This window comes from Bacillus sp. GW823-FHT06A10 (assembly GCF_058795375.1).
In genome coordinates this window covers 223,149-244,788 of sequence record NZ_JBXAHT010000001.1, presented here as the reverse complement: position 1 = coordinate 244,788, position 21,640 = coordinate 223,149, and the positions used below count along the sequence as shown (strand labels likewise).

Genomic DNA, 21,640 nt, shown 5'->3' with positions numbered 1-21,640 from the left:
AGTCCTAGTCCCCCTAGGGCTTTTTTGCATTCAAACAATGAGTTGTATTTTTTCTCAATAACCGAAACTACTTAACATGGTAAAATAATAATCGGACTGGCATTCAATACCATATTACAATGGATCAAATCGCAAAAAGGCATCTTAGGGTGTCTTTTTTATAGAGAATCAGTTTAAAAACTAAAAATAAAAGAACCTCAATAAATGAGGTTCAAAAAATCTACTATTTTAAATTACCTTCGTAAAAAGCAACTCCATTTTGAACATGTTTTAAATACCACGTAATCGTCCCGCCACAAACATTTTCATTAAAACTATTAGCATATACTCCATTTGAGTAATAAAGAGTTCTTTTGAATTTACCATTAGAATACTCATAAGGAATTGAGCATGTTGCTTGCTTCGAAGAGCTCACAGCTTTTTGCGTATCAGCTGAAGCTGCCCCAATTCCTCCTGTTAATGCAATACCTGTTGCTAATGCTCCTACTACTAATTTCTTGAACATAATAAATCCCCCTTTAATAGTTTTTATAGCTTACAACTTAAATGTATCATTTTTGTAATTTATGTAAATATCTTGAACATGTAGAAATATTTATTTAATTATTGGTAATATTAGGAATTTATTTTATCAAATGTAAAATAGAGGGATTAGAGAAGCATGTGAAAATACAGATAGGTTTATATTAAATGAACGTGGTCCAAGTCGGCGAAAGGCACCTTTTGGTGTCTTTTTTGTACATAAAAAAATCTCACCATCTTATAGAAACGATAAGCCCTTTAAAACAATAATTGCAACTATATTAATTTTACATTACATTAAGGTTAGAGAATGTTCTTATATTAATAAAGTGCTAAATAGTAGGTGGAAAAATGGAATTTAACGATTTGGGTATTACCATTAAAGAACTTAGAATTAAAAAAAATATATCACAATCCGAATTATGTCATGGAATATGTTCACAAAGTCAAATTAGCAAGATTGAAAAAGGTATGATTTATCCATCTAGTATATTGTTATATCAATTATCAGAAAGACTTGGTATTGATCCGAATAACATATTTGCACTAACTCAAAATAAAAGATTAAAATATGTAGAAAATGTAAAATACGTAATAAAAGATTGCTTAAAGCAAAAACAATATAAAGAACTTTATGAAATAGTGAAAAAAGAGAAAAACTTAAATAATTTTCAAACAAAAGAAGAGAAACAATTTCTAATATGGCATGAAGCAATTGCTATATTTATGGTGGATAAATCATTAAAAACTGCTTTAGATTTTTTAAATAATGCATTAAAACTGACTTTAACTAATTCTGATTTTTTATCAGAAAGAGAAATAGATATTATGCAAACAATGGCTATATTTTATGCGGAAAATAAAGAATATGAAAAAAGTATTAATATATTAAAAAGATGTTTAAGTAATTTTAATAAGTTAGATTTTCCTAGAGATAAAGAAATTAAGTTGAAAATCATGTTAAATTTAGCAAAATCTTTGGACTTCACATATCAACATGAAGAGGCAATAAAATACATTGATAAGGGCATCAAATTAGCAATTAATCTAAATACGTTATACCTATTAGGTGAACTATTCTATTTAAAAGGTCAGTTGTTATTAAAAATTAAACAACATAATGTAGAAGATGTTATTTATAACTGGAAAAAAGCATTATTTATATTTGAACTAACAGAAAAAGAATATTATACAAAAATGCTACCAGATGAACTTATTGAATTACAAAATAAAAAACACTCATAATTTCGTAAAAACTACTTACAAATCCCACAGAAAAAATCCCTATAGCTTTTAAACTTAAAACGCTAATATTAAAATAATTTAAGTTGGCAGAAGGCACCTTTTGGTGTCTTTTCTTTATTTTTACAAGGACCTGCTCAATTAATTCTTAAAAACATAATAGGAAACATTGTTTTATTTATCCCAATTTCATTCATGCTATATATAAAATTCGTTAATAAATCCACCTCAAACATACCTATATGCATAGGAGTATGTTTGAGGTGGAACTCCTTCAAATACTAGTTCCTTTTATAAGCCGTTTTTTTGATGTAGATGACATTATTCTCAATACAATAGAATGAATTATTGGAACATATTTAGCAATATATATCAAAAAACAATATTAAGAAACCCCCTCCACCTTAAGGTAGAAGGGATCTTTTAATTTCTATTTCAAACTACCTAAAATTTCCGTAAAGATAACCCCAAGCGTATGTGCACCTGCATCTGGATATCCTAAACTTCTTTCACCAACTACCGCTCCTCTGCCGAATGATCTTTCAACGATAGATTATATGCCTTGAAGTGCTACTTGCAACATTCAATTCAGATATACGACAGTAAAGAATACATCATCACGGTGTCAGCAAGCAAAAGTGTATTCTGCATTTCTGAAAACAGTAGATGGCAGATTATGACCTACTGAATCTGCTAAGAAAGAATATACAAGAACATCCTTAACATCCTCTTTATTTCCACTAATGATGACATCAAGAAAATCTTCTATTTGGAATTCTGGAGTAAATAACACAATCTTAGTTGTTCTGTTTGGTTCTAAAGAAACAAAAGTACGAGAGATTTCAACTAATTCATTTTGAGTTGGGAAAAAAGTGTTTCGACTTCTCTTAACAGTTACCGTCACATTACTAGTATGGCAACGCGAATCATTGTTTAGCATAATGTTGAGAGCAGTTGGAATAATCCCATTTTCAGAGACTGGAACTCGGAACACTCCAGTAGATTTATGGGCCATATAATCACATCCTTTCAAAATAAAATATATTTACAATATATTAGATGCAAAAAACGTTCATTTTGATATGGACAAATTACATGATTAATATATCTATAATAACCCTCGGTATTACTAAGCCAATGTTTTAAAAGATTAACAAATATCGCGAGAACCAATCGAATGTATATTAAAAGTAAAAAGAATAAGTTGTCTAAAAGACCCCCTATTTTGAGCCAATAATGAGACATTATGTTAATCTTATATGTATAGCTGCACAAAATTGAGAAACTTAAGGAGACAGATAAATTTTATGAGAAAATTATCTATATTACTTACTTTCATTCTAGTATTAGTCAGTGTTACGGCTGCTTGCACACAAGATAAAACAGATAGTGCCGTTGAAAATGGTCCAATAGAAGAACCAACCGCAAAAAATGAAAATGAAGAATTAATAAATTTTGAAGAAAAAGAAGAGATGAGCCGCTTGGAACAAGGCATTTTATTAGTTGGCGAGAGTGTTAAGGGAGGCTATTACTTGGCCGCTGTTCAAAGTGCATATTTAAATGCTAGCAACGATTCCGTCATTGTTAATGTCTCTGTAAAAAATGTACGAGGTCAAACGATTGGACTATCAGAATTAAAATATAACTTAAAAGATGAAAAAGACGGAAAGATCTATAAAGGAAAGGTGCTTGATCAAAACCCTTCTGATATACAAGTTAAACCAAATGAAACGGTAGAATTGAAAATAGCTTTTGAAGTACCACATACCGTAGATGAATATATGTTTTATATTGAAAGCTCTTTAGACCCTCTACAAACATACTGGAAAATTGATAAGCTACAATCACAAACAAACTAAGTCTAAAATAAGCAAAAAGCAATGAAAAATTTGATATAGATACAAATGAATACTATATAAACGTAAGACCATCGATTTAATGAATCGTTGGTCTTTTTCAAAAAATGCCCCATTAAAAACTAAGAGATAAAAAAGAACTAATCTCTAGAAGAGATTAGCTCAATATATCCAAAGCTATTATGGTACATAGTTTTATGAGCAAACGTTATATAATGTTGTATGGGATACATAACCTGTCATCCCTTTATATGTAACTTTTAACCACTGTTTAGAATTACTGTAATGACCTTGAACATATTCACCAGTTACCCATGTTCCAGTAATTTTCGTACCATCATTAAATGTATGTAAGACAGGTGAATTGACAGTATAACCACTGCGCATCTTTGCACCATATACACCTACCGTACCTCCCTTTGCACAAGCTGCTACTACTGTTTCATTTTCAGTAGCATTCGTAGCCACGAAAGCAGAGCCGTTAAATGTAAATAAAGTAAATATAAAAGCTGTTAGTACTGTACAAATAGATAAACGACGTAACAAAATAAATTACCCCTTTTTTTATAATTTACTTCTTCACAAATGATCATCTTAAATATTCTAACTATTTTCAATATATTAATGTTGAGAAATATTAGTTGTATTTTTGAAATAAGATTTTATCAAAAATAGTAACAAACTCATATTTTACAGGGAGAGCACCGAAAGAAGCCTTCTACATATCAACTATATAAAAGTCCCTCCACCTTAAGGCAGAGGGACTTGCTAATTCCTATTTCAAACTACCCGCAATCTCCGTAAAGATAACTCCAAGCGCATGTGCACCTGCATCAGGGTATCCTAAACTTCTTTCGCCAACTGTACCAGCGCGATCCTTTAAGCAGCTACTGGCGAAAAGGTTTTTTTAGTGTGGGATGAAGTTGGTATTTTTAAATTTAATGATACTGAACAAATTACTGATATGTGGTACATATGTGAAGAAATCAAATTGGCCATGGAAATAGGCTTTAGACTAGACAAATAAAAGTTGATTGATATTGTTAAAAAACAAAAAAACTCTAACTAATTCGTCATGGCGATTTAGTTAGAGTTTTTCTGTTTGAAGTATTCACGAGTATCTACCCTTATCTTTTCAGGTAAAACAATATCAAGTTCTTTATCTAACCATGCAAGAGTCTTTTTACGAAGAAACTCACGCATGTGTTCTTCCGCTTCAAGCATTACTAAGTTAATTGTACAAGAAGAATTGCTAGGTTCACAAGAATTACAAACCTCATCTCGATATAGTACACCATTCTGTACAATATTTTTACATTGAAAAATAGGTTTTGGGCCTTCGACAGCTTCTATTACATCCCAAAAAGAAATATCTTCTGGAGACTTAGCTAACCTATATCCTCCCTTTACACCTGGGACAGAATTCACAATGTCAGCTTTAGATAATTTACCGAAAACTTTTGAAAGGAATGTTTCAGAAAGTCCTTGAAACTCTGCCAAATCCTTTATTCCAACACTTTCCTTGGAAGGAGCATTGATTAAATAAACTAGGCAATGCAAGGCATATTCAACCCCAACACTATATTGCATATACAAATCACCTGCTTTTTATTTTAAGGGTTATCAAATTGTATCTTAGGACCATTTAGAATTTTAGTCAAATAAAAAAAGGCTCTTTTAGAATAGTATGTATTTCATTGACAAAAATAATTTCAGAGTTTATATTAAAGACAATATTAATCGTCGATTAATATTGTCGACGATTAAAACGTAAAAACTTTTAAAAAGGGGAAATACAAATGAACAAAACACTTATCATAAACGCACATCCAAAAGTGGATGATACATCATCGGTCAGCATTAAAGTTCTTAACCACTTTTTAGTATCTTATAAAGAATTAATTCCTAATAATGAAACGATTGAACAGATTAATTTATACGATGATGTAGTACCAATGATAGATAAAACTGTTTTAAGCGCATGGGAAAAGCAAGGAAATGGACAGCAGTTAACTGATGAAGAACAAAAAGTAACAGAGCGTATGTCCGAAATTTTACAACAATTCAAAAGTGCAAATACGTATGTAATCGTATTACCTTTGCACAACTTTAATATTCCATCAAAGTTAAAAGATTACATGGACAATATCATGATTGCACGTGAAACATTTAAATATACTGAAACTGGATCAGTGGGATTACTTAAAGATGGAAGAAGAATGCTTGTTATACAAGCAAGTGGAGGAATCTATACAAATGATGATTGGTATACAGAAGTGGAATACTCTCATAAATATTTAAAAGCAATGTTTAATTTCCTTGGTATTGAAGATTATCAAATTGTTCGTGCACAAGGAACAGCAGTACTAGATCCAAATGAAGTATTACAAAATGCATATAAAGAAGTTGAAGAAGCTGCTTCTAGATTGGCTAACAAATAAATTTTTTCACTGGAAGAATGATAGTTATAAATAAAGAACCCCTCCACCACAAGGCAGAGGGGATCTTCTCATTCCTATTTCAAACTACCCGCAATCTCCGTAAAGATAACTCCAAGCGCATGCGCACCTGCATCAGGATATCCTAAGCTTCTTTCGCCAACTGTACCAGCGCGGCCCATGCGAGCTACGATTTCTTTCGTATACTCTGCTCCTTTAACCGCTGCTTCTGCTCCTTTTTCAAAGGCAGTTTTCATGTCTTCTTCGTTTGAAGCGCTATCTAACCAAGAATCTACACATGGAGCAAGTGCGTCGACTAATGTTTTGTCACCAACTACCGCTCCTCTACCGAATGATCTTTCACCGATAGATTGTATGCCTTGCAGTGCTGCTTGTAACATTTCAGCGAATTCTTTCACTGTTAGCTCACGTTTTTCGCCTGCTGCTTTACTAGCTGAGCGGAATGCTCCGCCCCAAATTGGACCAGAAGCGCCGCCGCAATGTTCCATAATAATCATCGAACAACCGTCAAGGAATGATCCAATCGTTACATTTTCTTGTTCTACAATAGAATGCCACTCACGTTTTAATTGCTTAAATCCTTTTGCAACACTCATTCCGAAGTCGCCATCACCAGCATGCGTATCTAGCTCACAGAACGGTACTTCATTTTTAATAATAATATCGCTCATTTTATCAACGAGATAAATCATGTTGTTTAATGTAATGACATTATTTTTAATAACAGCGTGCTCTTCCGCTGTTTCTATTTCAAATGAAACTTCCTTCTCTTCTGTCTCTTCAAGTACATTCACATACTCTACACTTTCAACTGGTCCATCTACTTTAAACGCTGGTGTATTACATTCTTTAGATAGTAATGTTTTTAGCTCATCATCTAACTTCATTACCGTTAAAGACATACCAGCCATATCAATACTTGTCATATAATTACCAACGAATACTCTATTAATTTTAATGTTTCTAGCTGCTAGTTCTCTCGTAACTGCGTTGTTAAATAAGTAAAGTTCTTGCAGTGGTGTTCCGCCAAAACCGTTAACTAGAAGTGCGATTTCCTCGCCATCTTTTACTCCTAAATCTTTTATAAGATCACTTGTCATACGGTTAGCTAGTTCATCTGCTGACAGCATTTTTTCACGCTTAATTCCTGGTTCGCCGTGAATACCTACACCGTATTCCATTTCATCTTCCGCAAGTGTGAAAGTAGGTGATCCGCTCGCTGGAACTGTGCAAGACGTTAACGCTAAACCGATTGTGCGCACGTTAGCCGCTGCTTTTTCTGCTACAGCTTTCACCGCTCCTAAATCCATACCTGCTTCCGCTGCTGCGCCGGCAATTTTATGAACTAAAATAACTCCCGCAACGCCACGGCGTCCTACTGTATATAGGCTATCTTCTACCGCAATATCATCGTCCACTTTTACGTAGTCGACTTCAATTCCATCTTCCGTCGCTAAATGCGCACCGTTTTTGAAATTCATAATATCGCCGCTATAATTTTTAATAATTAATAACGTACCTTTTTTACTAGCTGTTTCTTTAATTGCTTGATAAACCTGAATTTGTGAAGGTGACGCAAACACATCTCCGCACACTGCCGCATCTAACATTCCTTTTCCGACTAATCCTGCATGTGCCGGCTCATGACCACTACCGCCGCCGCTAATTAACGTTACTTTATTTTCGTTCATTTCTTTCTTCTTAATGACTTTATATTTTTTCAAAAGCTCCAGCTCTGGATGAGCCATAACCATTCCGTTGCACATTTCCATTACTAATGTTTCTGGTTTGTTTATAATCTTTTTCATTGTAGTTCTCCCTCAATTCCTTTAATATATTGTGATATATTTGAAATCTTCTTCTTACTACTCATGTTAAAATGAAAGCGTTTTATAGTAAACGGACAAAATGGACAATCTGTCTAAAGACACCGCTCTCATTTATAGATAGGATTTTTATATTAATAACATTCTAGGGATGATTCAGATGACCTCTTCTATAATTTCTAAAAAGATAATCGCGAACTCATTGAAGTATTTAATGGAAACAGAGTCGTTTCATAAAATATCAGTGAGCGATATTATGTTACACTGTCAAATGCGTAGGCAAACTTTTTATTATCATTTTAAAGATAAATTTGAACTATTAAGCTGGATTTATAGAGAAGAAACGAAGGAAAACATTATCGATTTTCTTGACTATGAAACATGGGAAAACATTTTCGATTTATTATTTGATTACTTTTATGAAAATCAAAAATTTTACCGAAATGCTTTTAAAGTTATTGAGCAAAACTCGTTTAATCACTATTTATTTGAGCATACGAAAAACTTATATATGAAGATTATTGATGAATTATCTGTGAGCTGTGGATTCAGCCTTTCTGATGAGACCAAAAATACGATTGCCTCCTTTTATAGTCACGGCTTCGTTGGAACGATAAAAGATTGGATTGAAAGTAAGTGCGAAGTAGATCCTTCCATTATGTCTTCTCTTATGAAAAATATGATAAACAATCAATTACTACTATTACTAGAGCAATCAGCAAAGTAATTAAAGGGTGGCAAAAGCAATGAAAAAGATTATGAATGATGTACAAAATATCGTTCAAGATATGCTGCATGGCTTTTATTTTGAACATAACGACAAAGTAAATTACGATGAAACAAATAACATCATTTATGTAAAAGATATCGAAAAAATGAAGCAAGACGTCGCTATTGTAAGCGGCGGTGGTAGCGGACATGAACCTGCTGATATTGGTTATGTAGGAAAATGTATGCTTACAGCGGCAGTAAACGGCAATATTTTCACTCCGCCTACAGTGGAACAAATTGCGGCGGCAACTCGCCTCATACCAAAAGATAAAAGTATACTATTCATCATTAAAAACTTTAAAGATGACGTTGAGAACTTTCTAACGGCAAAGCAAATTGCTAAAGAAGAAGGAAGAAAAATTGACCACATCATCGTAAATGACGATGTTTCAATTGAAGATGATGCTTCCTTTAATAAAAGAAGACGCGGCGTAGCTGGCACTGTTTTCGTTCAAAAAATATTAGGTGCGGCCGCTGAGAGTGGACATTCTTTAGAAGAACTAACAACAATCGGGCAAGCTGTCATCAAAAACTTACACACATTAGGAGTTGCCCTTTCCCCTGCCAACGATCCAGTAAAAGGAAAAGCTTCATTCACATTAAACGATGATGAAGTGTTTTATGGCGTCGGCATCCATGGAGAAAAAGGTTACCGTAAAGAAGCACTATCCTCTTCTGAAATATTAGCGATTGAACTGATGAACAAACTAAAAAGCATTTATCGCTGGAGAAAAGGAGATAACTTCGCTATCCTCATTAATGGACTCGGCGCAACTCCATTAATGGAACAATACATTTTTGCAAATGACATTCGCCGTTTATGTGAATTGGAAGGCTTACAAGTTACATTCGTAAAGGTTGGTACGCTGTTAACTTCTTTAGATATGAAGGGTGTTTCGCTCAGTTTGCTTAAGGTAGAGGATTTGGATTGGGTGAAGTGGTTGAAAGCGGATGTTAGAGTGGGTAATTGGTAAGTAAAAATCATGATGATAAAAGCCTTTAACTATAACAAGTTAAAGGCTTTTTACAAATTGAAATATCGCACGAGCGTTCAAAAGAAATTCGTAATCACCTCACTGAATGATGACAGGTCTTCCAAATAAAGCTGGATGATAAATTAACATCGCCCCTACAAATGAACACACTAAACAAAAAACAGCCTCGTATTTTATAACTAGAGAAGAGTTGGTATCAAGCTTTTTCCCCTCTCTTCTTAATATCATTTTAAAAGCTCTATATAATAAATATCCAATAATCGCCCCGAGAGTGTTCGTAAATAAATCATCAATATCTGTAATTCTATTATTAAGTAATTGATTTAACTCAATTGCCAATGAAAAAAGAAATCCTGCACATACGGTGTTTTTCATTTTTCTAAAGTGCGGCCAAATCATCGGTAATAAAAAACCTAACGGCATAAACAGTACAATGTTCAAAAGATACGTAGTACTACCTGCCGTATCAAATAGAGTCAAATTGATTTGACTCACACGAATCCACGTTTCATATCTACTTATATCCCATACAGTCGCGATCTGCGTCACCTTATACACTAACGAAAGGTAGAATAGAAAAACATATACCCATAGAAAATGCCGAATAGATATATTTCTTTTCGCTTTAAAATAAAATCCAATTTGAAACACAATACAAAAAATAATCGTAAAAAAATACGTATACAAATAACTAATCAAAATTCCTGTATCCATGTAGAATCCCCTAACTTTACATTTTCATCTATGACTTTGTCTTTTTTAGTCTCCTTCATGATGTAACTCATTTATAGGATAGGAAAAACTTTTAAAATAAAGAGTGGGGTAAATATAAAATTTTTCTTAAATCTTCAGTTGGGTTTTATTATTACTCTTCTTAGGCATCCGCCATTGATAGCTAGGCAACAACATGCTTAAACCTAACAATACTATCATTTTTGCACGTAATCCTCGTAGTACTTTAACCGATAAAGCATATATAAAATCATGTGACTCGTTTGTTCAGTTAAAACATGAAATTAATAAATATATGACGTACTATAATCACTCTTGCTATCAATGGAATTTAAAGAAGATGACTTCTGTTTGCATACAGAAATCATCTTTTTTAGGTTGCCTAACTTTTTTTAAAATGTCCTTTACAAAGGGTACAGATCAAGAGCACCTTATTCCTATTCGAGGGGATCAACTATACCTTCTTCCCTTAAAATCACACAAACCCATTTACAAATCTATAAAAATAGATATAATATCCTTATGGAACCTTCATTAATTTATAAAGCATTGTCAAATGAAACAAGATGTCAAATTCTATCATGGTTAAAAAATCCAGAAAACCATTTCGACGAAAAACCTTATTTAGAACAAGGGATTAATTTTCAGATTGGAGTGTGTGTAGGAGATATTCAGCTTAAAACTGGCTTAGCCCAATCGGTTATTTCTAGTTATTTATTAACTATGAAAAAGGCAGGACTACTAGACTCTGACCGAATTGGAAAATGGACATATTATCGTCGAAATGAAAAAACAATACAAGCGTTTTCTGAATACGTTCAAAATGAATTATAAAGTAAAAGCAAATAATCAACCTACCATTGATTATTTGCTTTCACACATTCTACTTTTATATAGCTGCCCAATACATTCTTTTTAAAACTTCGCTACCTATAAAAGAAAGAAACATAGAAAGGAGCATCTTTTTTAACATATCATATCTAGTTATTCAGATATCTGTGTTTGTGTTTAAAATTACATAATTCTATTACTATTGACATCCAATCATGCTCATTTCCTTGTTAATAAATCGATTTCACTTTCAAAATAATAAGAAGAATGGAGAGTTTTACAAATGAAAAAAGTAAGTCCTTTACTTATTCTTACACTAGCAATAGGGGTGTTTGGAATTATTACTACCGAGATGGGTATTGTCGGTGTATTACCACAAATCACTCAGAAATTTGGCATTTCAACTGCACAAGCAGGGTTTTTAGTAAGTATATTCGCACTAGTCGTTGCTATTTCTGGTCCGTTTTTAATTCTGCTCGTCTCTAGTATTAATCGTAAAATAATTTTATTAATAGCAATCTTTGTTTTTGTTATTTCAAATATAATTTACGCTTATACAACACAATTTGAAATCATGCTTATTTTTCGTATTTTACCTGCAGCACTTCACCCACTCTTCTTTTCAATCGCTCTTGTAACTGCTGCTAAACTTGTCCCTCCTGAAAAGAGTGGTCAAGCGGTTACAAAAGTTTTCATGGGAATTACGGTTGGCTTTGCACTAGGTGTACCATTAACCTCTTACCTTGCAGATCAATTTTCATTAGAAATTGCTTTCTTATTCGGAGCGCTTATTAACGCCCTTGCATTCATTGGAATACTAATCTCACTTCCTTCTATGCCCGTTAAAGAAAAAATGTCTTTCGGCAAACAAATTCGTATACTCGGCAAACCAGGATTATGGTTAAATATTTTAACTGTCACATTCCTTTTTGCAGCCATGTTTTCCGTATACAGCTACTTCGCCGAATACCTTGCGAAAGTAACTTCCATGAATGGATCGCTCATCAGTATCATGCTATTCATATTTGGTATAGTTATGATTTTAGGCAATCATTTATTTGGTAGTCTTCTGCAAAGAAGCATAGTAAATACAGTAATATCGTTCCCTATTTTATATTCTATTGTTTACATATTGGTTTATTATTTAGGTCCTTATCTTGTTCCAATGATTTTTATGGTATTCATTTGGGGAATCGTGCATGCTGGTGGATTAATTGTTGGTCAAACATGGTTAATAAGTGAAGCAAGAGAAGCACCCGAATTTGGTAATAGCCTATTCGTTTCATTCTCAAATCTTGGAATTACTCTAGGAACAACTATTGGAGGCTGGTTCATTTCAAACTTAGGTATTCATCAACTTATTTGGAGTGGATTTATATTTACACTACTTTCATTTCTATTAATTATAATAAAACTAAAATTTTTCACTTCTAATAACCTAGCTTCATTATCAAGCTAGTACATTTTCAGTTCCAAACTGGATAAAAAACATTATACAGTGAAACTTTAATCAGCTCTCACCAATCGGGCGTTTATGGGCAGCCCGGCAAATAGTGGGATAAATTCTATATAAAATACTGGTTATTCTTCTTATAAGATTTTATAAACTATAAAGTATGACACTCAGAGCCTTTAGCTATAAATACAAGTTAAAGACTTTTTATATAAAAACAGCTTTAAAAGGTGCTAATTTTATGGAACATCATCAAAATAGAATACTAAAAAAAGGCTCCATTGCTGGAGCACTCAAAAAATAATATAACTAAACGAATTAAAACAAGGAACAGACAATTAAAATATACAAATAAAACATAAATAAATCTATATATATGTAATATTACATATAAAAATCCTATTTATCACTGCTATAATAAACTTACTCGATGATTGTTATATTATTCATAGGTTAAAAGCAATAAGTTACCTTCTTAACACCAATTTACAAAGAAAAAAGACATCTTAATTGATGTCTTTTTTTATTTTCCAAAGGACCTGCTCAATTATTGCGTAAAAAACATAAAGTAATTTGAATCCGTTAAAATACATGAGTGTACCCTTGTTTTCCCCTCTTATTAAAAGGAGGAACTATTATGGGTTTTGGTGGTAGTTGCGGCGAAGGCTGCGGTTTTGCTGGAGGATTTGCTTTATTAGTTGTACTGTTTATTTTATTAATCATCGTTGGAGCTTCTTGCTTCTGCTAAAAAACTATCAGAAAAGACACTCTTATATGGGTGTCTTTTCTTTATAATAAAGTGAAACTTTATTCCTCCGCATCCCTCATACTGTAATACCCCAAATTAATAATAACCAAGAAATACCCACCCATAATTCCGGCAGCGAATGTCCACATGAATTCATGGTGTTCAATTTCATACATAATAATCGCACCTAGTATTGCGGCTGCAAACCGATTTATCATTCCGAGCATCGGTGCTTTTTCTTTTTTTACAATGCTATCTCCGAACTTTTCAATACGCCTTCCTAAAATCCAGGCGCAGTACATACTCACCAAAAGGCCAATGCTTATCCCTACAAACTGGGCTGAAAAAGGTGTCACGAGCCAGCCCAATAACATTACGCCTAGCAAACAATACATTTGTATGTTAAACGATTTTAGTGCCATACGAATCATGTTATTCTCCTTTATCTTTCTCATTGTAATTCCGTATCATCAGTCCAATCTTCCAGGCTTCAAGCTTTCAGCTATATCTTTTTTAAAATGAGGGAATTTGATTTTGCTCACCATTAAATAAGCGAGTACGCATGTACCAAACGCCACGGAAACTGGATTCTTTAAAAAACATAAAATGAGGAGACACATTGCCGCAAATGGAATCGGCATGCCGATAAAGGTCGGGAGTTTGCTTTGCTGTGTGTTAAATCTTGCAAGCCGAAGCATTCCGCAAATACTGTAAGCAAGTGCACATATCATCCCGATAGACTGCAAATCTTTTAAAGCGACACTATATGCAAGAATAGACGGTGCCACACCAAAAGTAACTAAATCCGCAAATGAGTCCAACTCTCCACCAATTTCTGAAACAGAATCCAGTTTCCGAGCGACCATGCCATCAAACAGATCAAGGACCATACCTGTAATAATGAACATAACTGCACCGTACATCTCGTCAACGAAAACAGCATGAATAGCCAAAAGCCCACATATAAAATTTGCTATCGTAATCATATTTGGTATGAAACTCATAATGCACTTCTCCTCCTTTCTACTAATTGCTTCATCTAAGTTCTTACTCATTACAATCAAGATCCTTCTGCTTTTCTTCCAATATCACTTTATTTATTTTCGTTAACGTATCTGTCATTTGCTCTAGGGCGTTTATATCGATTTTAGAAAAATATTTCTCAATTAATACATCATCTAACTCAGACAACCGCTCTATATACTTACTACCGTTTGGACCAAGTGTAAGAAAATACTCCCGTTTATTATTAGGGTTTACTTGTTTTGAAATCATCTTCTGTTTCTCCAATTTCGATAAAACTTGGCTAACGGCACTTTTTGATACATTAAAAGTAGTCGCAATGTGATTTGCCGTCGTGTTTTCATTTAAATTAATATGAAATAGCATGCTCTCTTGCTGTCCTGTAAGACCGAACTCATCTTTTAACTCCTGGAATAGTAAAATGTAGAATTCATTATAAGCTCGGTTCATTTCATTAATTACTTCTTTATACGTTCTAGTCATAGCGTTATTCCTCCATGCTTTTATTTCGCTTAATAGTTAAGTTCACTTAACTTAACTATAGTATACCGTTATGTTCGTGTAAAGGGAAATATCGCTCTACACTTTACTCACAATGATACAAAAAAGAAGACACTCTTCTAAAACAAGTTTAGTCGCTTCTGTCTCACTGCTTTCCTCATCCAAATACTCGGTAAGTCATTCTGAATAATCAAAAAGAAAAACAATTAAATTCCATATAGACCCATTACTGGTTAAAATGTTATAATGGAATCACCCTACATAGTTACTCATAGCCAGACTGAGGAACTAGCGTCTTATTAAGTAATGCGCATAACTAAAATAAAAAAGACACTTTACGGTGTCTTTTTTATTTATATTCCTAGGAATTATCTCTTTTATAAACACACTCTATCAAACAGTAAAGGAGACAAACAGATGGAATATCCTGTTGCAAGAGAATTACGTTTTATACGGGTATGTCTTATCATTTTGATTATTGTCATTGCATTCTGGAACCGGGAGAAAACTGTGGAAATTACTGATCACGGTAGCGATCCTATTTTAAACACCAGCAATATGACCCAAGTTGGTGAGAATACATTTGCATACAAAGATGAATCGAATCAAATTAAAATATTTAAGTTTAATCCAGATACAAATGAAATAAAATTAATAAAAGAGTTTTATGCTAACGAATATTAATTACATGAATTAAATAATTCAAATCTGTAGAAGGCACTTTAAAGTGTCTTTTCTTTATGAACTACAAAGTATGAGGACCCAAGTCATTAGCTGCAATTACGACTAAGGCTTTTACTATATAAAAAATAAAACATAGTAAGAATAGAATACTCACTTAAATTATTTTTCACTTTACAAACTACATCCAAAAAGTTGGATAGCTTCTTTTACTACTCATATTATTAATGAATAAAGCAATAACTACAATAACAACGGAGCCAATTAAAACTGGTGTTACTAAATAACTCCAACTATTTGCCCCTAAAATAACGATAATCGGATCGGCGCCTGCCGGAGGATGCGTCGTTCTCGTTAACATCATAACGGCTATTGCCATCCCCACCGCTAAAGCAATTGTCCAATATTCATTCCCAAACAAATGATATATTGATAGACCAATGAAAGTTGAAATCAAATGTCCTCCAATAATATTACGCGGCTGAGATAATGGCGCATTCCAAACTCCAAACGCTAATACACAACTCGCACCAAATGGAGCCATTAATAATTCTGTAGAGGTTATGCTCGTTAAATATGTTAAGGTAAGAATTGTTAAAAATCCCCCTAGTAGTCCCGTTAAAGAGTCCTTTACATTTACTTGTAATGGGCTTCTTCCTTTCCCTTTCATTTTTGTAAAATATCGTACACTTATTGGTTGAGGATCTTTCTGCTTAGTTGCTGTTATATTATCCATCGTTCTCCTCCTTTATTTACCAACAATTATAACTCGACATAACTAACCTGTAAATATTAATTTAAGGGGTTAGTTATAAAGTACAAAAAAAGAATCAACTGTTATAAGTTGATTCTCTAAACTTCTTCAAATTTTCGATCCTGAAATTTTGCTACCTTTTTCCGGTTCCCACATATTTTCATAGAACACCATTTTCGTTTTCCACTCTTATCTATAAATAATAAAACACAGTCAGGATTTGAACACCTTTTAAGGGAAATAAGCTTATTTTCTGCTATTAACGTTAAAGCGTCAAATGCAATTAACGATGCGAGTACATCCTCGATTTCTCCAACTGGGATAGATACTAGCTGCTGTTCAATGATTTTATATGTAAATGGTGCCTTCTCAATTTGTTTTTCTAAATACGTAATAAAATCATTAGAAATTTCTTGCTGATCAGCAATTGCCTCAAACTGTTTTCTCAATACTTCTCTTACCTCTAATATGCTAGATGTAACTTGATCCATTCGCTTCTGAATTCCTATAAGTGTTTTTTCATTCCAAAAAGGAAGATTAACCTTTATTACATGTAGCCATTCTAATACATCTTCATCTGTTATTAATAAATCATAACGTTGTCCACGCCTAACTAACTCTGTATTTACTAAATCTAATGAGGGATTTCCAGATATAAGCGGGAATTGTTTTGTTTCCTGCATGTACTCATCACCTTCTCTTTAAACAATCATATTCCAGATTAATACAGAAGTGCAACTTTTTTATAAACTACAAAGTATGAAGATTAAAGCCTTTAGCCATAATTACGACTAAAGGCTTTTTGTATGTAAGTAAATGAAAAAGGAGCTACTTTTATGGAACATAATAAAAATGGAATTCTTGCTTTAATTGTTTTATTTTTAGGATTAGCATTTTTTGTAAGTGGAATGGTTTATCATTTATGGGGCTCATTTTAATTTCAACTTTTAGACAGATAAATAATTCGAATCAGAGAAATGCTCAATTTTTCCCTTTTCCTTCCAAAATTAATATAATAAGATATAAAATGTAATACATATACAAATATATATAGCACTCATTAAAAGTGCTTCTATTTTGGAAGGAAGAAACAAACGATGAACAAAAAGTTATTAGCATCATTATTATGTAGCACATTCTTGTTTGGAGTATCAGCTTGCAGTTCACATGATGCGCCCGAGAAAAATGAACAGGCTACTTCTAAAAAAACAGAGAATAACAAACTTAGCAGCAAGGATCCGCAAAAAGAACTTCCTACCAATGTAGATTCCTCTGATGTATACATGTCAATGGGATCTGCCGAGTCATTAGATGTTCTAGGGACTGGAGAAGTTAAAGCACAAGGTGTCTTTAAAGTATTAGACATCGCCGTTTATAATCGTAAAGAAGAACCCATTACACTAGATATTAACAACTTTAAATTAATTGATGGATTTGGAAGAGAATATCACATTTCCAATGAATATCAGTCAGTACTTAAAGCTGCGAATATCTCCACATTCAAATTTAATATTGTTAATCCTAATGAAAGTTCGGAAGGAAACATTGTATTTGATGTACCGAAAAACACGCAAGGATTAACTTTAAAAATTAATAATGATAAGTTAGATAAAGAACTCCAATTAAAAGTGGAATAGGCCAATAAATGCGTCTCCCTTAACATTCTCTACCGACATAAAAAAGTACAGTCTTTTCTACAGCAGACTGTACTTTTTTATTTATCATTTCACATAACATTCCCTAATTTTTTTGACTAGCTGCTCTCCAATCACGAAAAGATGTTGGGCGTCCAGAAAAAGCTCTTTGCTTTGTAACAGATGGTTTTTCTTCAGGAGTCATTGTTTTTTCTTTAAGAGTCGCTGGTTTTTCTTTAAGCGTCACTGATTTTTCTTCAAGAATAGTCACAGCTGTTTGCATTTTCTCTAACTGTTCTTTCAACAATTGTTGTTCAATCTTTAAATCCGTAAGTAAACGTAAAATCATCTCAGAATTAGCCATAAGATCCTCCTTCCCCCAATACACAGAATAAAATACAATATGTAGCAGACGAAATACCGGTGACAAAAATAAGTTCGTCAACTCTTTTTAACTTCCAAAATCCTTTTATTTTTTTAAGGACCTGCTCCATTCACCCTTAAAAACATAAATTAAATTAAATCCATTAATAAATGGTCTTTATGGAAGGAGGAGTTAATATGGGCTATGGAGGTAGTTGTGGTGGAGGCTGTGGTTTCGGCGGCGGATTTGCCTTACTTGTTGTGCTCTTCATCTTATTAATCATCGTTGGCGCTAGCTGTTGGGGCGGCGGATTCGGCTGCTAAGGAGAGGCACTCTTGAGAGTGTCTTTTTTTTGATATGTGGCTCGTATACATATTGTTCAAATCTATATAATTTTTAAAAATATAGTTTTAAAGCATATTTCTCAATGAATAAAACAACTTAACATGGTAAAATAATATTTGGATGGGAGTCCAATATATTATTAAAATTAAGATGGTTCAAGTCGAAGGAAGGCACCTTAGGGTGTCTTTTCTTTATGAAAAATATCTACAACCTTTTCTTTATGACTTCTAACATCAATAAAGGGTGGTACAAACTATTACATATGTTTGTACCACCCTTTATTGATGCGTTTAGACTTCACAGGTGTTGAAGTTTTAGACTTCTCCCTTAGTGTACCCATATTATTAGAACATCCTGTAATCTGTAGACAAAATGTAGCTAATAAAAACAATATTAATAATTTCTTCAATAAATCCTCCTACATACATAAAACACCATATGTTACAAAACAAACATAACATCAACTCTTCATAAAAACAATATAATCCTTGGTCCTTAAGCTATCTCTTAACATAGGAGTACTTCTACATATTCATCAAGCTAAGATTTTAAAATATCCCCTACTTAAGGAATTTGTAAGTATCAAGTAAGAAAAACGAGAACTTTGTTTCGTATAATCAAAATATAAAGTGAAGGAAGAAAGATTATTTCTGGGATTAATATGCATGTGACAAGAGAAGAAATCTACGTTTTTTTAGAATAATAATATGAGTATGTCCAAGTTTTGGAGATTGCTTGCAAATATTTTTAAGTTTTCGCACCAGAACCCTAATTACCCTACCTGTTTTTTACCATCACATATTGGAGGTTAAAACATGAATAAAAAAAAGAAAATACAAAGATCAGCACTTACCTTTACCCTACTCTTTTCTTTAGGCGTTTCATCTTTCCCGCTTACAACAACTATTCACGCAGATACACGCGAGGAACAATCTGCTGAAAAGAAACTAGTCTCTTTAACGGAGCGTACATCATTATTTTTTGAATATCTCCAGCAAGGTAAGTATGCAGAGGCACTCCAGTTGACGTCTGCTGCTTTTCAATCCAAATTTACAGCAAACACATTACAAAACTGGTGGACACAAAGTGGCTGGAGCGGGATAAAAAGCATGGGAATCCCTGTGATAAAAGAACGAAACTTGGTCCATCAGACGGTGGAAATTCCAGCAGCTACCGAAGGAACTACCATACCGCTACTCCTTAAATTCACACCTGGCGGGAAAGTAGATGAAATTGGAGAAAGGCCACCCGAGGAATCTTTTACCATCCCCCATCCTAGCTATGATCAACCTGACTCCTATCAAGAACGTGAAATCGTCATTGGAAATTCTACCTATCCGTTACCAGCGACATTAACAGTTCCGAAACATAAGCCTGGTGAAAAGTTGCCCGTAGTTGTTCTTGTTCATGGTGCTGGCATCCATGATCGCGATGCTACCTATTTGGGAACAAAAATCTTACGCGATCTTGCGGTAGGCCTTTCATCCAACGGAATTGCAGTGTTGCGCTATGAAAAACGTACCTTAGAACATGCATTAAAGATGAGTGCAGAACCTGTTACATTAGACCGTGATACTACAGATGATGCCATATATGCAGCAAAGTCAGCAGCGCAGCAGGAAGGCATTGATCCAAATAATATTTTCATTCTCGGACATAGCCAAGGAGCTGGCACAATGCCGCGTATACTGAGCAAAGCGCCTTCCTCACTTGTCCGAGGAAGTATCTTACTCGCACCACCTGCACGCCCTTTGACTGACATTGCCATTGATCAGTATCAATACCTTGGGGAGTCAAAGGAAGTAATCGATGAATTAAAAAGACAGGTCGCTTTTATCCAGGATCCTGCTTTCAATCCTGACCATCCTCCAGCTGGCTACAATTTTGGGTCACCTCATTTTATGTATGATGTTTCTAGGTGGCGTCCAGTTGAAGAAGCACAATCACGAAAAGAGCCTTTACTCATTTTGCAAGGAGCACGCGATTATCAAGTAACAGTAAAAGATGAATATACAAAATGGCAGAAAGGACTTTCAAACCGCGGGAATGTTCAGTTCAAAAAATACCCGAAATTGAATCATTTCTTCACGGAGGGTGACGGGGAATTAAGTCTTCCTAGTGAATACGAAATTCCTGCTAATGTTCCCGAGTATGTCATCCAAGACATTATTACATGGGTTAACGAGACAAAAAAATAAGAAAACATCAAAAGCCTTCATGCAATCATCATTGCGTGAAGGCTTTTTTGAAACTAGTGATTCAGAGATAGCTATTATAATGGATCAAAACGAAAATTATATTTTTCTACGTACTAAATAAAACGCTAAGGAACCCATAATAACAGGTGCAACGAAGTCAAAGAAATATGAAAAAGAAAAATTAAAAAGAAAAAGAAATGGTATAAGTGTATAGATAACTGCTAGTCCTATAAATAAAGGAATTCCAAATTGAAACTCTCGACATCGTTTAATTTTCCTATATAAGACTTCCCCAATTAGACAAGCTATAAGAGCTGGTATACTACCATAAGTGACGATAGTTTTTATGAACCCCTGTAAAACGTCTGGGTGAATAAAGCTAGGATTAAAAATATATGAAATTAAGAACCATCCAAAAATAAAAGCAAATAGACTTACAGCATAACTAACTACAAATTTTATCAAAGTAAGCAACGTAATCATCCTCACAATTCCCTAATATTATCTTCATTTTATCATTTTCTCTTAAAAAGATTCCAAAAGGGTATACTTGCCCTTCAGCTTTCTTTTTTAACGCTTGTTCAAGACGTATTTTTTGATGTTATTCTGTATAAAAAACTTTTGGGAGCAACCTGTTCTGTTAGGTTGATAGCGATGGGGTGCCGCCAGCATTTCGAAAAAAATCACGCTAAACAAAAAACTATA

General features: G+C 33.6%; 26 protein-coding genes and 3 pseudogenes. 13 read left to right on the top strand and 16 right to left on the bottom strand.

The window, feature by feature from the left end; genetic code table 11:
- Positions 1-223: 223 nt before the first annotated feature.
- Complete coding sequence (locus AC1Q8M_RS01265) at positions 224-505, bottom strand: LCI fold-containing protein (RefSeq protein WP_098361172.1); 282 nt, start codon at positions 503-505, stop codon at positions 224-226.
- Between the two features lie 368 nt (positions 506-873).
- Here AC1Q8M_RS01265 and AC1Q8M_RS01260 point away from each other — a divergent pair, with 368 nt between their 5' ends.
- Entirely contained in the window at positions 874-1,767 is an 894-nt protein-coding gene (locus AC1Q8M_RS01260; RefSeq protein WP_016082633.1) for a helix-turn-helix domain-containing protein, read from the top strand.
- A gap of 427 nt (positions 1,768-2,194) precedes the next feature.
- On the opposite strand, the gene AC1Q8M_RS01255 is transcribed toward AC1Q8M_RS01260, so the two are convergent.
- On the bottom strand, positions 2,195-2,314 hold the full coding sequence (locus tag AC1Q8M_RS01255; protein ID WP_071713771.1) for a DAK2 domain-containing protein: 120 nt from the start codon (positions 2,312-2,314) through the stop codon (positions 2,195-2,197).
- Positions 2,315-2,389: 75 nt separating this feature from the next.
- Entirely contained in the window at positions 2,390-2,779 is a 390-nt protein-coding gene (locus AC1Q8M_RS01250) for a hypothetical protein (RefSeq protein WP_000940659.1), read from the bottom strand.
- 292 nt (positions 2,780-3,071) lie between these two features.
- Between AC1Q8M_RS01250 and AC1Q8M_RS01245 the strand changes: the two genes are divergently transcribed.
- A complete protein-coding gene (locus tag AC1Q8M_RS01245) occupies positions 3,072-3,623 on the top strand; it encodes a DUF4352 domain-containing protein (protein ID WP_001228903.1) in 552 nt (183 codons plus the stop codon).
- Between the two features lie 192 nt (positions 3,624-3,815).
- On the opposite strand, the gene AC1Q8M_RS01240 is transcribed toward AC1Q8M_RS01245, so the two are convergent.
- The 3 genes and pseudogenes from AC1Q8M_RS01240 to AC1Q8M_RS01230 form a co-directional block, all read right to left on the bottom strand.
- Entirely contained in the window at positions 3,816-4,166 is a 351-nt protein-coding gene (locus AC1Q8M_RS01240; protein ID WP_098361274.1) for an SH3 domain-containing protein, read from the bottom strand.
- A gap of 229 nt (positions 4,167-4,395) precedes the next feature.
- Positions 4,396-4,494, bottom strand: a pseudogene (locus tag AC1Q8M_RS01235) (DAK2 domain-containing protein); the annotation flags it as partial.
- Between the two features lie 209 nt (positions 4,495-4,703).
- The gene (locus AC1Q8M_RS01230) at positions 4,704-5,210 is read right to left on the bottom strand and encodes an RrF2 family transcriptional regulator (RefSeq protein WP_001200331.1); all 507 of its coding nucleotides are present in this window, start codon (positions 5,208-5,210) and stop codon (positions 4,704-4,706) included.
- Positions 5,211-5,419: 209 nt separating this feature from the next.
- On the opposite strand from AC1Q8M_RS01230, the gene AC1Q8M_RS01225 reads away from it, so the two are divergent.
- Complete coding sequence (locus AC1Q8M_RS01225) at positions 5,420-6,061, top strand: FMN-dependent NADH-azoreductase (RefSeq protein ID WP_065228397.1); 642 nt, start codon at positions 5,420-5,422, stop codon at positions 6,059-6,061.
- A 74-nt stretch (positions 6,062-6,135) separates the two neighbouring features.
- On the opposite strand, the gene dhaK is transcribed toward AC1Q8M_RS01225, so the two are convergent.
- On the bottom strand, positions 6,136-7,887 hold the full coding sequence (gene dhaK / locus AC1Q8M_RS01220; protein WP_098361273.1) for a dihydroxyacetone kinase subunit DhaK: 1,752 nt from the start codon (positions 7,885-7,887) through the stop codon (positions 6,136-6,138).
- 178 nt (positions 7,888-8,065) lie between these two features.
- Here dhaK and dhaS point away from each other — a divergent pair, with 178 nt between their 5' ends.
- Both dhaS and dhaQ read left to right on the top strand, forming a co-directional pair.
- Entirely contained in the window at positions 8,066-8,632 is a 567-nt protein-coding gene (gene dhaS, locus AC1Q8M_RS01215; RefSeq protein ID WP_000204220.1) for a dihydroxyacetone kinase transcriptional activator DhaS, read from the top strand.
- A gap of 19 nt (positions 8,633-8,651) precedes the next feature.
- Complete coding sequence (dhaQ, locus tag AC1Q8M_RS01210; RefSeq protein ID WP_098365638.1) at positions 8,652-9,650, top strand: DhaKLM operon coactivator DhaQ; 999 nt, start codon at positions 8,652-8,654, stop codon at positions 9,648-9,650.
- Between the two features lie 99 nt (positions 9,651-9,749).
- On the opposite strand, the gene AC1Q8M_RS01205 is transcribed toward dhaQ, so the two are convergent.
- The gene (locus tag AC1Q8M_RS01205) at positions 9,750-10,385 is read right to left on the bottom strand and encodes a VanZ family protein (RefSeq protein ID WP_098361272.1); all 636 of its coding nucleotides are present in this window, start codon (positions 10,383-10,385) and stop codon (positions 9,750-9,752) included.
- Positions 10,386-10,629: 244 nt separating this feature from the next.
- Between AC1Q8M_RS01205 and AC1Q8M_RS01200 the strand changes: the two are divergent.
- The 4 genes and pseudogenes from AC1Q8M_RS01200 to AC1Q8M_RS01185 all read left to right on the top strand — a co-directional run.
- A pseudogene (locus AC1Q8M_RS01200) lies at positions 10,630-10,780 on the top strand (IS3 family transposase); the annotation flags it as partial.
- Positions 10,781-10,925: 145 nt separating this feature from the next.
- Positions 10,926-11,237, top strand: coding sequence for an ArsR/SmtB family transcription factor (locus AC1Q8M_RS01195; protein ID WP_000433732.1), 312 nt, complete (start codon positions 10,926-10,928; stop codon positions 11,235-11,237).
- 280 nt (positions 11,238-11,517) lie between these two features.
- Positions 11,518-12,693, top strand: coding sequence for an MFS transporter (locus AC1Q8M_RS01190; RefSeq protein WP_065228393.1), 1,176 nt, complete (start codon positions 11,518-11,520; stop codon positions 12,691-12,693).
- Between the two features lie 631 nt (positions 12,694-13,324).
- Positions 13,325-13,435, top strand: a complete 111-nt coding sequence (locus AC1Q8M_RS01185; protein ID WP_000505669.1) for a YjcZ family sporulation protein — start codon at positions 13,325-13,327, stop codon at positions 13,433-13,435.
- Positions 13,436-13,494: 59 nt separating this feature from the next.
- Here the strand turns inward: AC1Q8M_RS01185 and AC1Q8M_RS01180 are convergent, their stop codons facing one another.
- The 3 genes from AC1Q8M_RS01180 to AC1Q8M_RS01170 are packed head-to-tail and all read right to left on the bottom strand — an operon-like array spanning position 13,495 to position 14,941.
- Positions 13,495-13,866, bottom strand: a complete 372-nt coding sequence (locus AC1Q8M_RS01180; protein WP_000620577.1) for an ATP synthase subunit I — start codon at positions 13,864-13,866, stop codon at positions 13,495-13,497.
- 39 nt (positions 13,867-13,905) lie between these two features.
- Complete coding sequence (pssA, locus tag AC1Q8M_RS01175) at positions 13,906-14,490, bottom strand: CDP-diacylglycerol--serine O-phosphatidyltransferase (RefSeq protein WP_141532461.1); 585 nt, start codon at positions 14,488-14,490, stop codon at positions 13,906-13,908.
- On the bottom strand, positions 14,483-14,941 hold the full coding sequence (locus AC1Q8M_RS01170) for a MarR family winged helix-turn-helix transcriptional regulator (protein WP_000198941.1): 459 nt from the start codon (positions 14,939-14,941) through the stop codon (positions 14,483-14,485). Before AC1Q8M_RS01170 ends, pssA begins: the two co-directional genes overlap by 8 nt.
- A 435-nt stretch (positions 14,942-15,376) precedes the next feature.
- Between AC1Q8M_RS01170 and AC1Q8M_RS01165 the strand changes: the two genes are divergently transcribed.
- Positions 15,377-15,643 carry a YmzC family protein gene (locus tag AC1Q8M_RS01165; RefSeq protein WP_098361271.1) on the top strand — a complete coding sequence of 89 codons (267 nt, stop codon included), beginning with the start codon at positions 15,377-15,379 and terminating at the stop codon, positions 15,641-15,643.
- A gap of 178 nt (positions 15,644-15,821) precedes the next feature.
- Here the strand turns inward: AC1Q8M_RS01165 and AC1Q8M_RS01160 are convergent, their stop codons facing one another.
- Both AC1Q8M_RS01160 and AC1Q8M_RS01155 read right to left on the bottom strand, forming a co-directional pair.
- On the bottom strand, positions 15,822-16,376 hold the full coding sequence (locus tag AC1Q8M_RS01160) for an HPP family protein (RefSeq protein ID WP_000368844.1): 555 nt from the start codon (positions 16,374-16,376) through the stop codon (positions 15,822-15,824).
- Between the two features lie 116 nt (positions 16,377-16,492).
- The gene (locus AC1Q8M_RS01155; RefSeq protein ID WP_001158447.1) at positions 16,493-17,077 is read right to left on the bottom strand and encodes a CGNR zinc finger domain-containing protein; all 585 of its coding nucleotides are present in this window, start codon (positions 17,075-17,077) and stop codon (positions 16,493-16,495) included.
- 414 nt (positions 17,078-17,491) lie between these two features.
- Here AC1Q8M_RS01155 and AC1Q8M_RS01150 point away from each other — a divergent pair, with 414 nt between their 5' ends.
- Positions 17,492-18,031 carry a DUF4352 domain-containing protein gene (locus AC1Q8M_RS01150; RefSeq protein ID WP_001035582.1) on the top strand — a complete coding sequence of 180 codons (540 nt, stop codon included), beginning with the start codon at positions 17,492-17,494 and terminating at the stop codon, positions 18,029-18,031.
- 103 nt (positions 18,032-18,134) lie between these two features.
- Here the strand turns inward: AC1Q8M_RS01150 and AC1Q8M_RS01145 are convergent, their stop codons facing one another.
- Entirely contained in the window at positions 18,135-18,392 is a 258-nt protein-coding gene (locus tag AC1Q8M_RS01145) for a hypothetical protein (protein WP_000013692.1), read from the bottom strand.
- A 197-nt stretch (positions 18,393-18,589) separates the two neighbouring features.
- On the opposite strand from AC1Q8M_RS01145, the gene AC1Q8M_RS01140 reads away from it, so the two are divergent.
- The gene (locus AC1Q8M_RS01140; protein ID WP_000540377.1) at positions 18,590-18,715 is read left to right on the top strand and encodes a YjcZ family sporulation protein; all 126 of its coding nucleotides are present in this window, start codon (positions 18,590-18,592) and stop codon (positions 18,713-18,715) included.
- Positions 18,716-19,552: 837 nt separating this feature from the next.
- Complete coding sequence (locus tag AC1Q8M_RS01135; protein ID WP_098365637.1) at positions 19,553-20,935, top strand: alpha/beta hydrolase; 1,383 nt, start codon at positions 19,553-19,555, stop codon at positions 20,933-20,935.
- Positions 20,936-21,031: 96 nt separating this feature from the next.
- Here AC1Q8M_RS01135 and AC1Q8M_RS01130 read toward each other — a convergent pair whose 3' ends face one another.
- A complete protein-coding gene (locus tag AC1Q8M_RS01130) occupies positions 21,032-21,418 on the bottom strand; it encodes a hypothetical protein (RefSeq protein WP_098855678.1) in 387 nt (128 codons plus the stop codon).
- Between the two features lie 28 nt (positions 21,419-21,446).
- Positions 21,447-21,566, bottom strand: a pseudogene (locus AC1Q8M_RS01125) (GNAT family N-acetyltransferase); the annotation flags it as partial.
- Positions 21,567-21,640 lie beyond the last annotated feature (74 nt).

Bases quoted from the DNA above. Each gene is read 5' to 3' on its own strand.
- AC1Q8M_RS01250 (WP_000940659.1), bottom strand. From the start codon at position 2,779: ATGGCCCATAAATCTACTGGAGTGTTCCGAGTTCCAGTCTCTGAAAAT.
- AC1Q8M_RS01180 (WP_000620577.1), bottom strand. From the start codon at position 13,866: ATGATTCGTATGGCACTAAAATCGTTTAACATACAAATGTATTGTTTG.
- AC1Q8M_RS01230 (WP_001200331.1), bottom strand. From the start codon at position 5,210: ATGCAATATAGTGTTGGGGTTGAATATGCCTTGCATTGCCTAGTTTAT.
- AC1Q8M_RS01150 (WP_001035582.1), top strand. From the start codon at position 17,492: ATGAACAAAAAGTTATTAGCATCATTATTATGTAGCACATTCTTGTTT.
- AC1Q8M_RS01165 (WP_098361271.1), top strand. From the start codon at position 15,377: ATGGAATATCCTGTTGCAAGAGAATTACGTTTTATACGGGTATGTCTT.
- AC1Q8M_RS01135 (WP_098365637.1), top strand. From the start codon at position 19,553: ATGAATAAAAAAAAGAAAATACAAAGATCAGCACTTACCTTTACCCTA.
- AC1Q8M_RS01145 (WP_000013692.1), bottom strand. From the start codon at position 18,392: ATGGCTAATTCTGAGATGATTTTACGTTTACTTACGGATTTAAAGATT.
- dhaS (WP_000204220.1), top strand. From the start codon at position 8,066: ATGACCTCTTCTATAATTTCTAAAAAGATAATCGCGAACTCATTGAAG.
- AC1Q8M_RS01140 (WP_000540377.1), top strand. From the start codon at position 18,590: ATGGGCTATGGAGGTAGTTGTGGTGGAGGCTGTGGTTTCGGCGGCGGA.
- AC1Q8M_RS01170 (WP_000198941.1), bottom strand. From the start codon at position 14,941: ATGACTAGAACGTATAAAGAAGTAATTAATGAAATGAACCGAGCTTAT.
- AC1Q8M_RS01260 (WP_016082633.1), top strand. From the start codon at position 874: ATGGAATTTAACGATTTGGGTATTACCATTAAAGAACTTAGAATTAAA.
- pssA (WP_141532461.1), bottom strand. From the start codon at position 14,490: ATGAGTAAGAACTTAGATGAAGCAATTAGTAGAAAGGAGGAGAAGTGC.
- AC1Q8M_RS01225 (WP_065228397.1), top strand. From the start codon at position 5,420: ATGAACAAAACACTTATCATAAACGCACATCCAAAAGTGGATGATACA.
- AC1Q8M_RS01155 (WP_001158447.1), bottom strand. From the start codon at position 17,077: ATGCAGGAAACAAAACAATTCCCGCTTATATCTGGAAATCCCTCATTA.
- AC1Q8M_RS01205 (WP_098361272.1), bottom strand. From the start codon at position 10,385: ATGGATACAGGAATTTTGATTAGTTATTTGTATACGTATTTTTTTACG.
- AC1Q8M_RS01245 (WP_001228903.1), top strand. From the start codon at position 3,072: ATGAGAAAATTATCTATATTACTTACTTTCATTCTAGTATTAGTCAGT.
- AC1Q8M_RS01190 (WP_065228393.1), top strand. From the start codon at position 11,518: ATGAAAAAAGTAAGTCCTTTACTTATTCTTACACTAGCAATAGGGGTG.
- dhaQ (WP_098365638.1), top strand. From the start codon at position 8,652: ATGAAAAAGATTATGAATGATGTACAAAATATCGTTCAAGATATGCTG.
- AC1Q8M_RS01130 (WP_098855678.1), bottom strand. From the start codon at position 21,418: ATGATTACGTTGCTTACTTTGATAAAATTTGTAGTTAGTTATGCTGTA.
- AC1Q8M_RS01195 (WP_000433732.1), top strand. From the start codon at position 10,926: ATGGAACCTTCATTAATTTATAAAGCATTGTCAAATGAAACAAGATGT.
- AC1Q8M_RS01185 (WP_000505669.1), top strand. From the start codon at position 13,325: ATGGGTTTTGGTGGTAGTTGCGGCGAAGGCTGCGGTTTTGCTGGAGGA.
- AC1Q8M_RS01160 (WP_000368844.1), bottom strand. From the start codon at position 16,376: ATGGATAATATAACAGCAACTAAGCAGAAAGATCCTCAACCAATAAGT.
- dhaK (WP_098361273.1), bottom strand. From the start codon at position 7,887: ATGAAAAAGATTATAAACAAACCAGAAACATTAGTAATGGAAATGTGC.
- AC1Q8M_RS01265 (WP_098361172.1), bottom strand. From the start codon at position 505: ATGTTCAAGAAATTAGTAGTAGGAGCATTAGCAACAGGTATTGCATTA.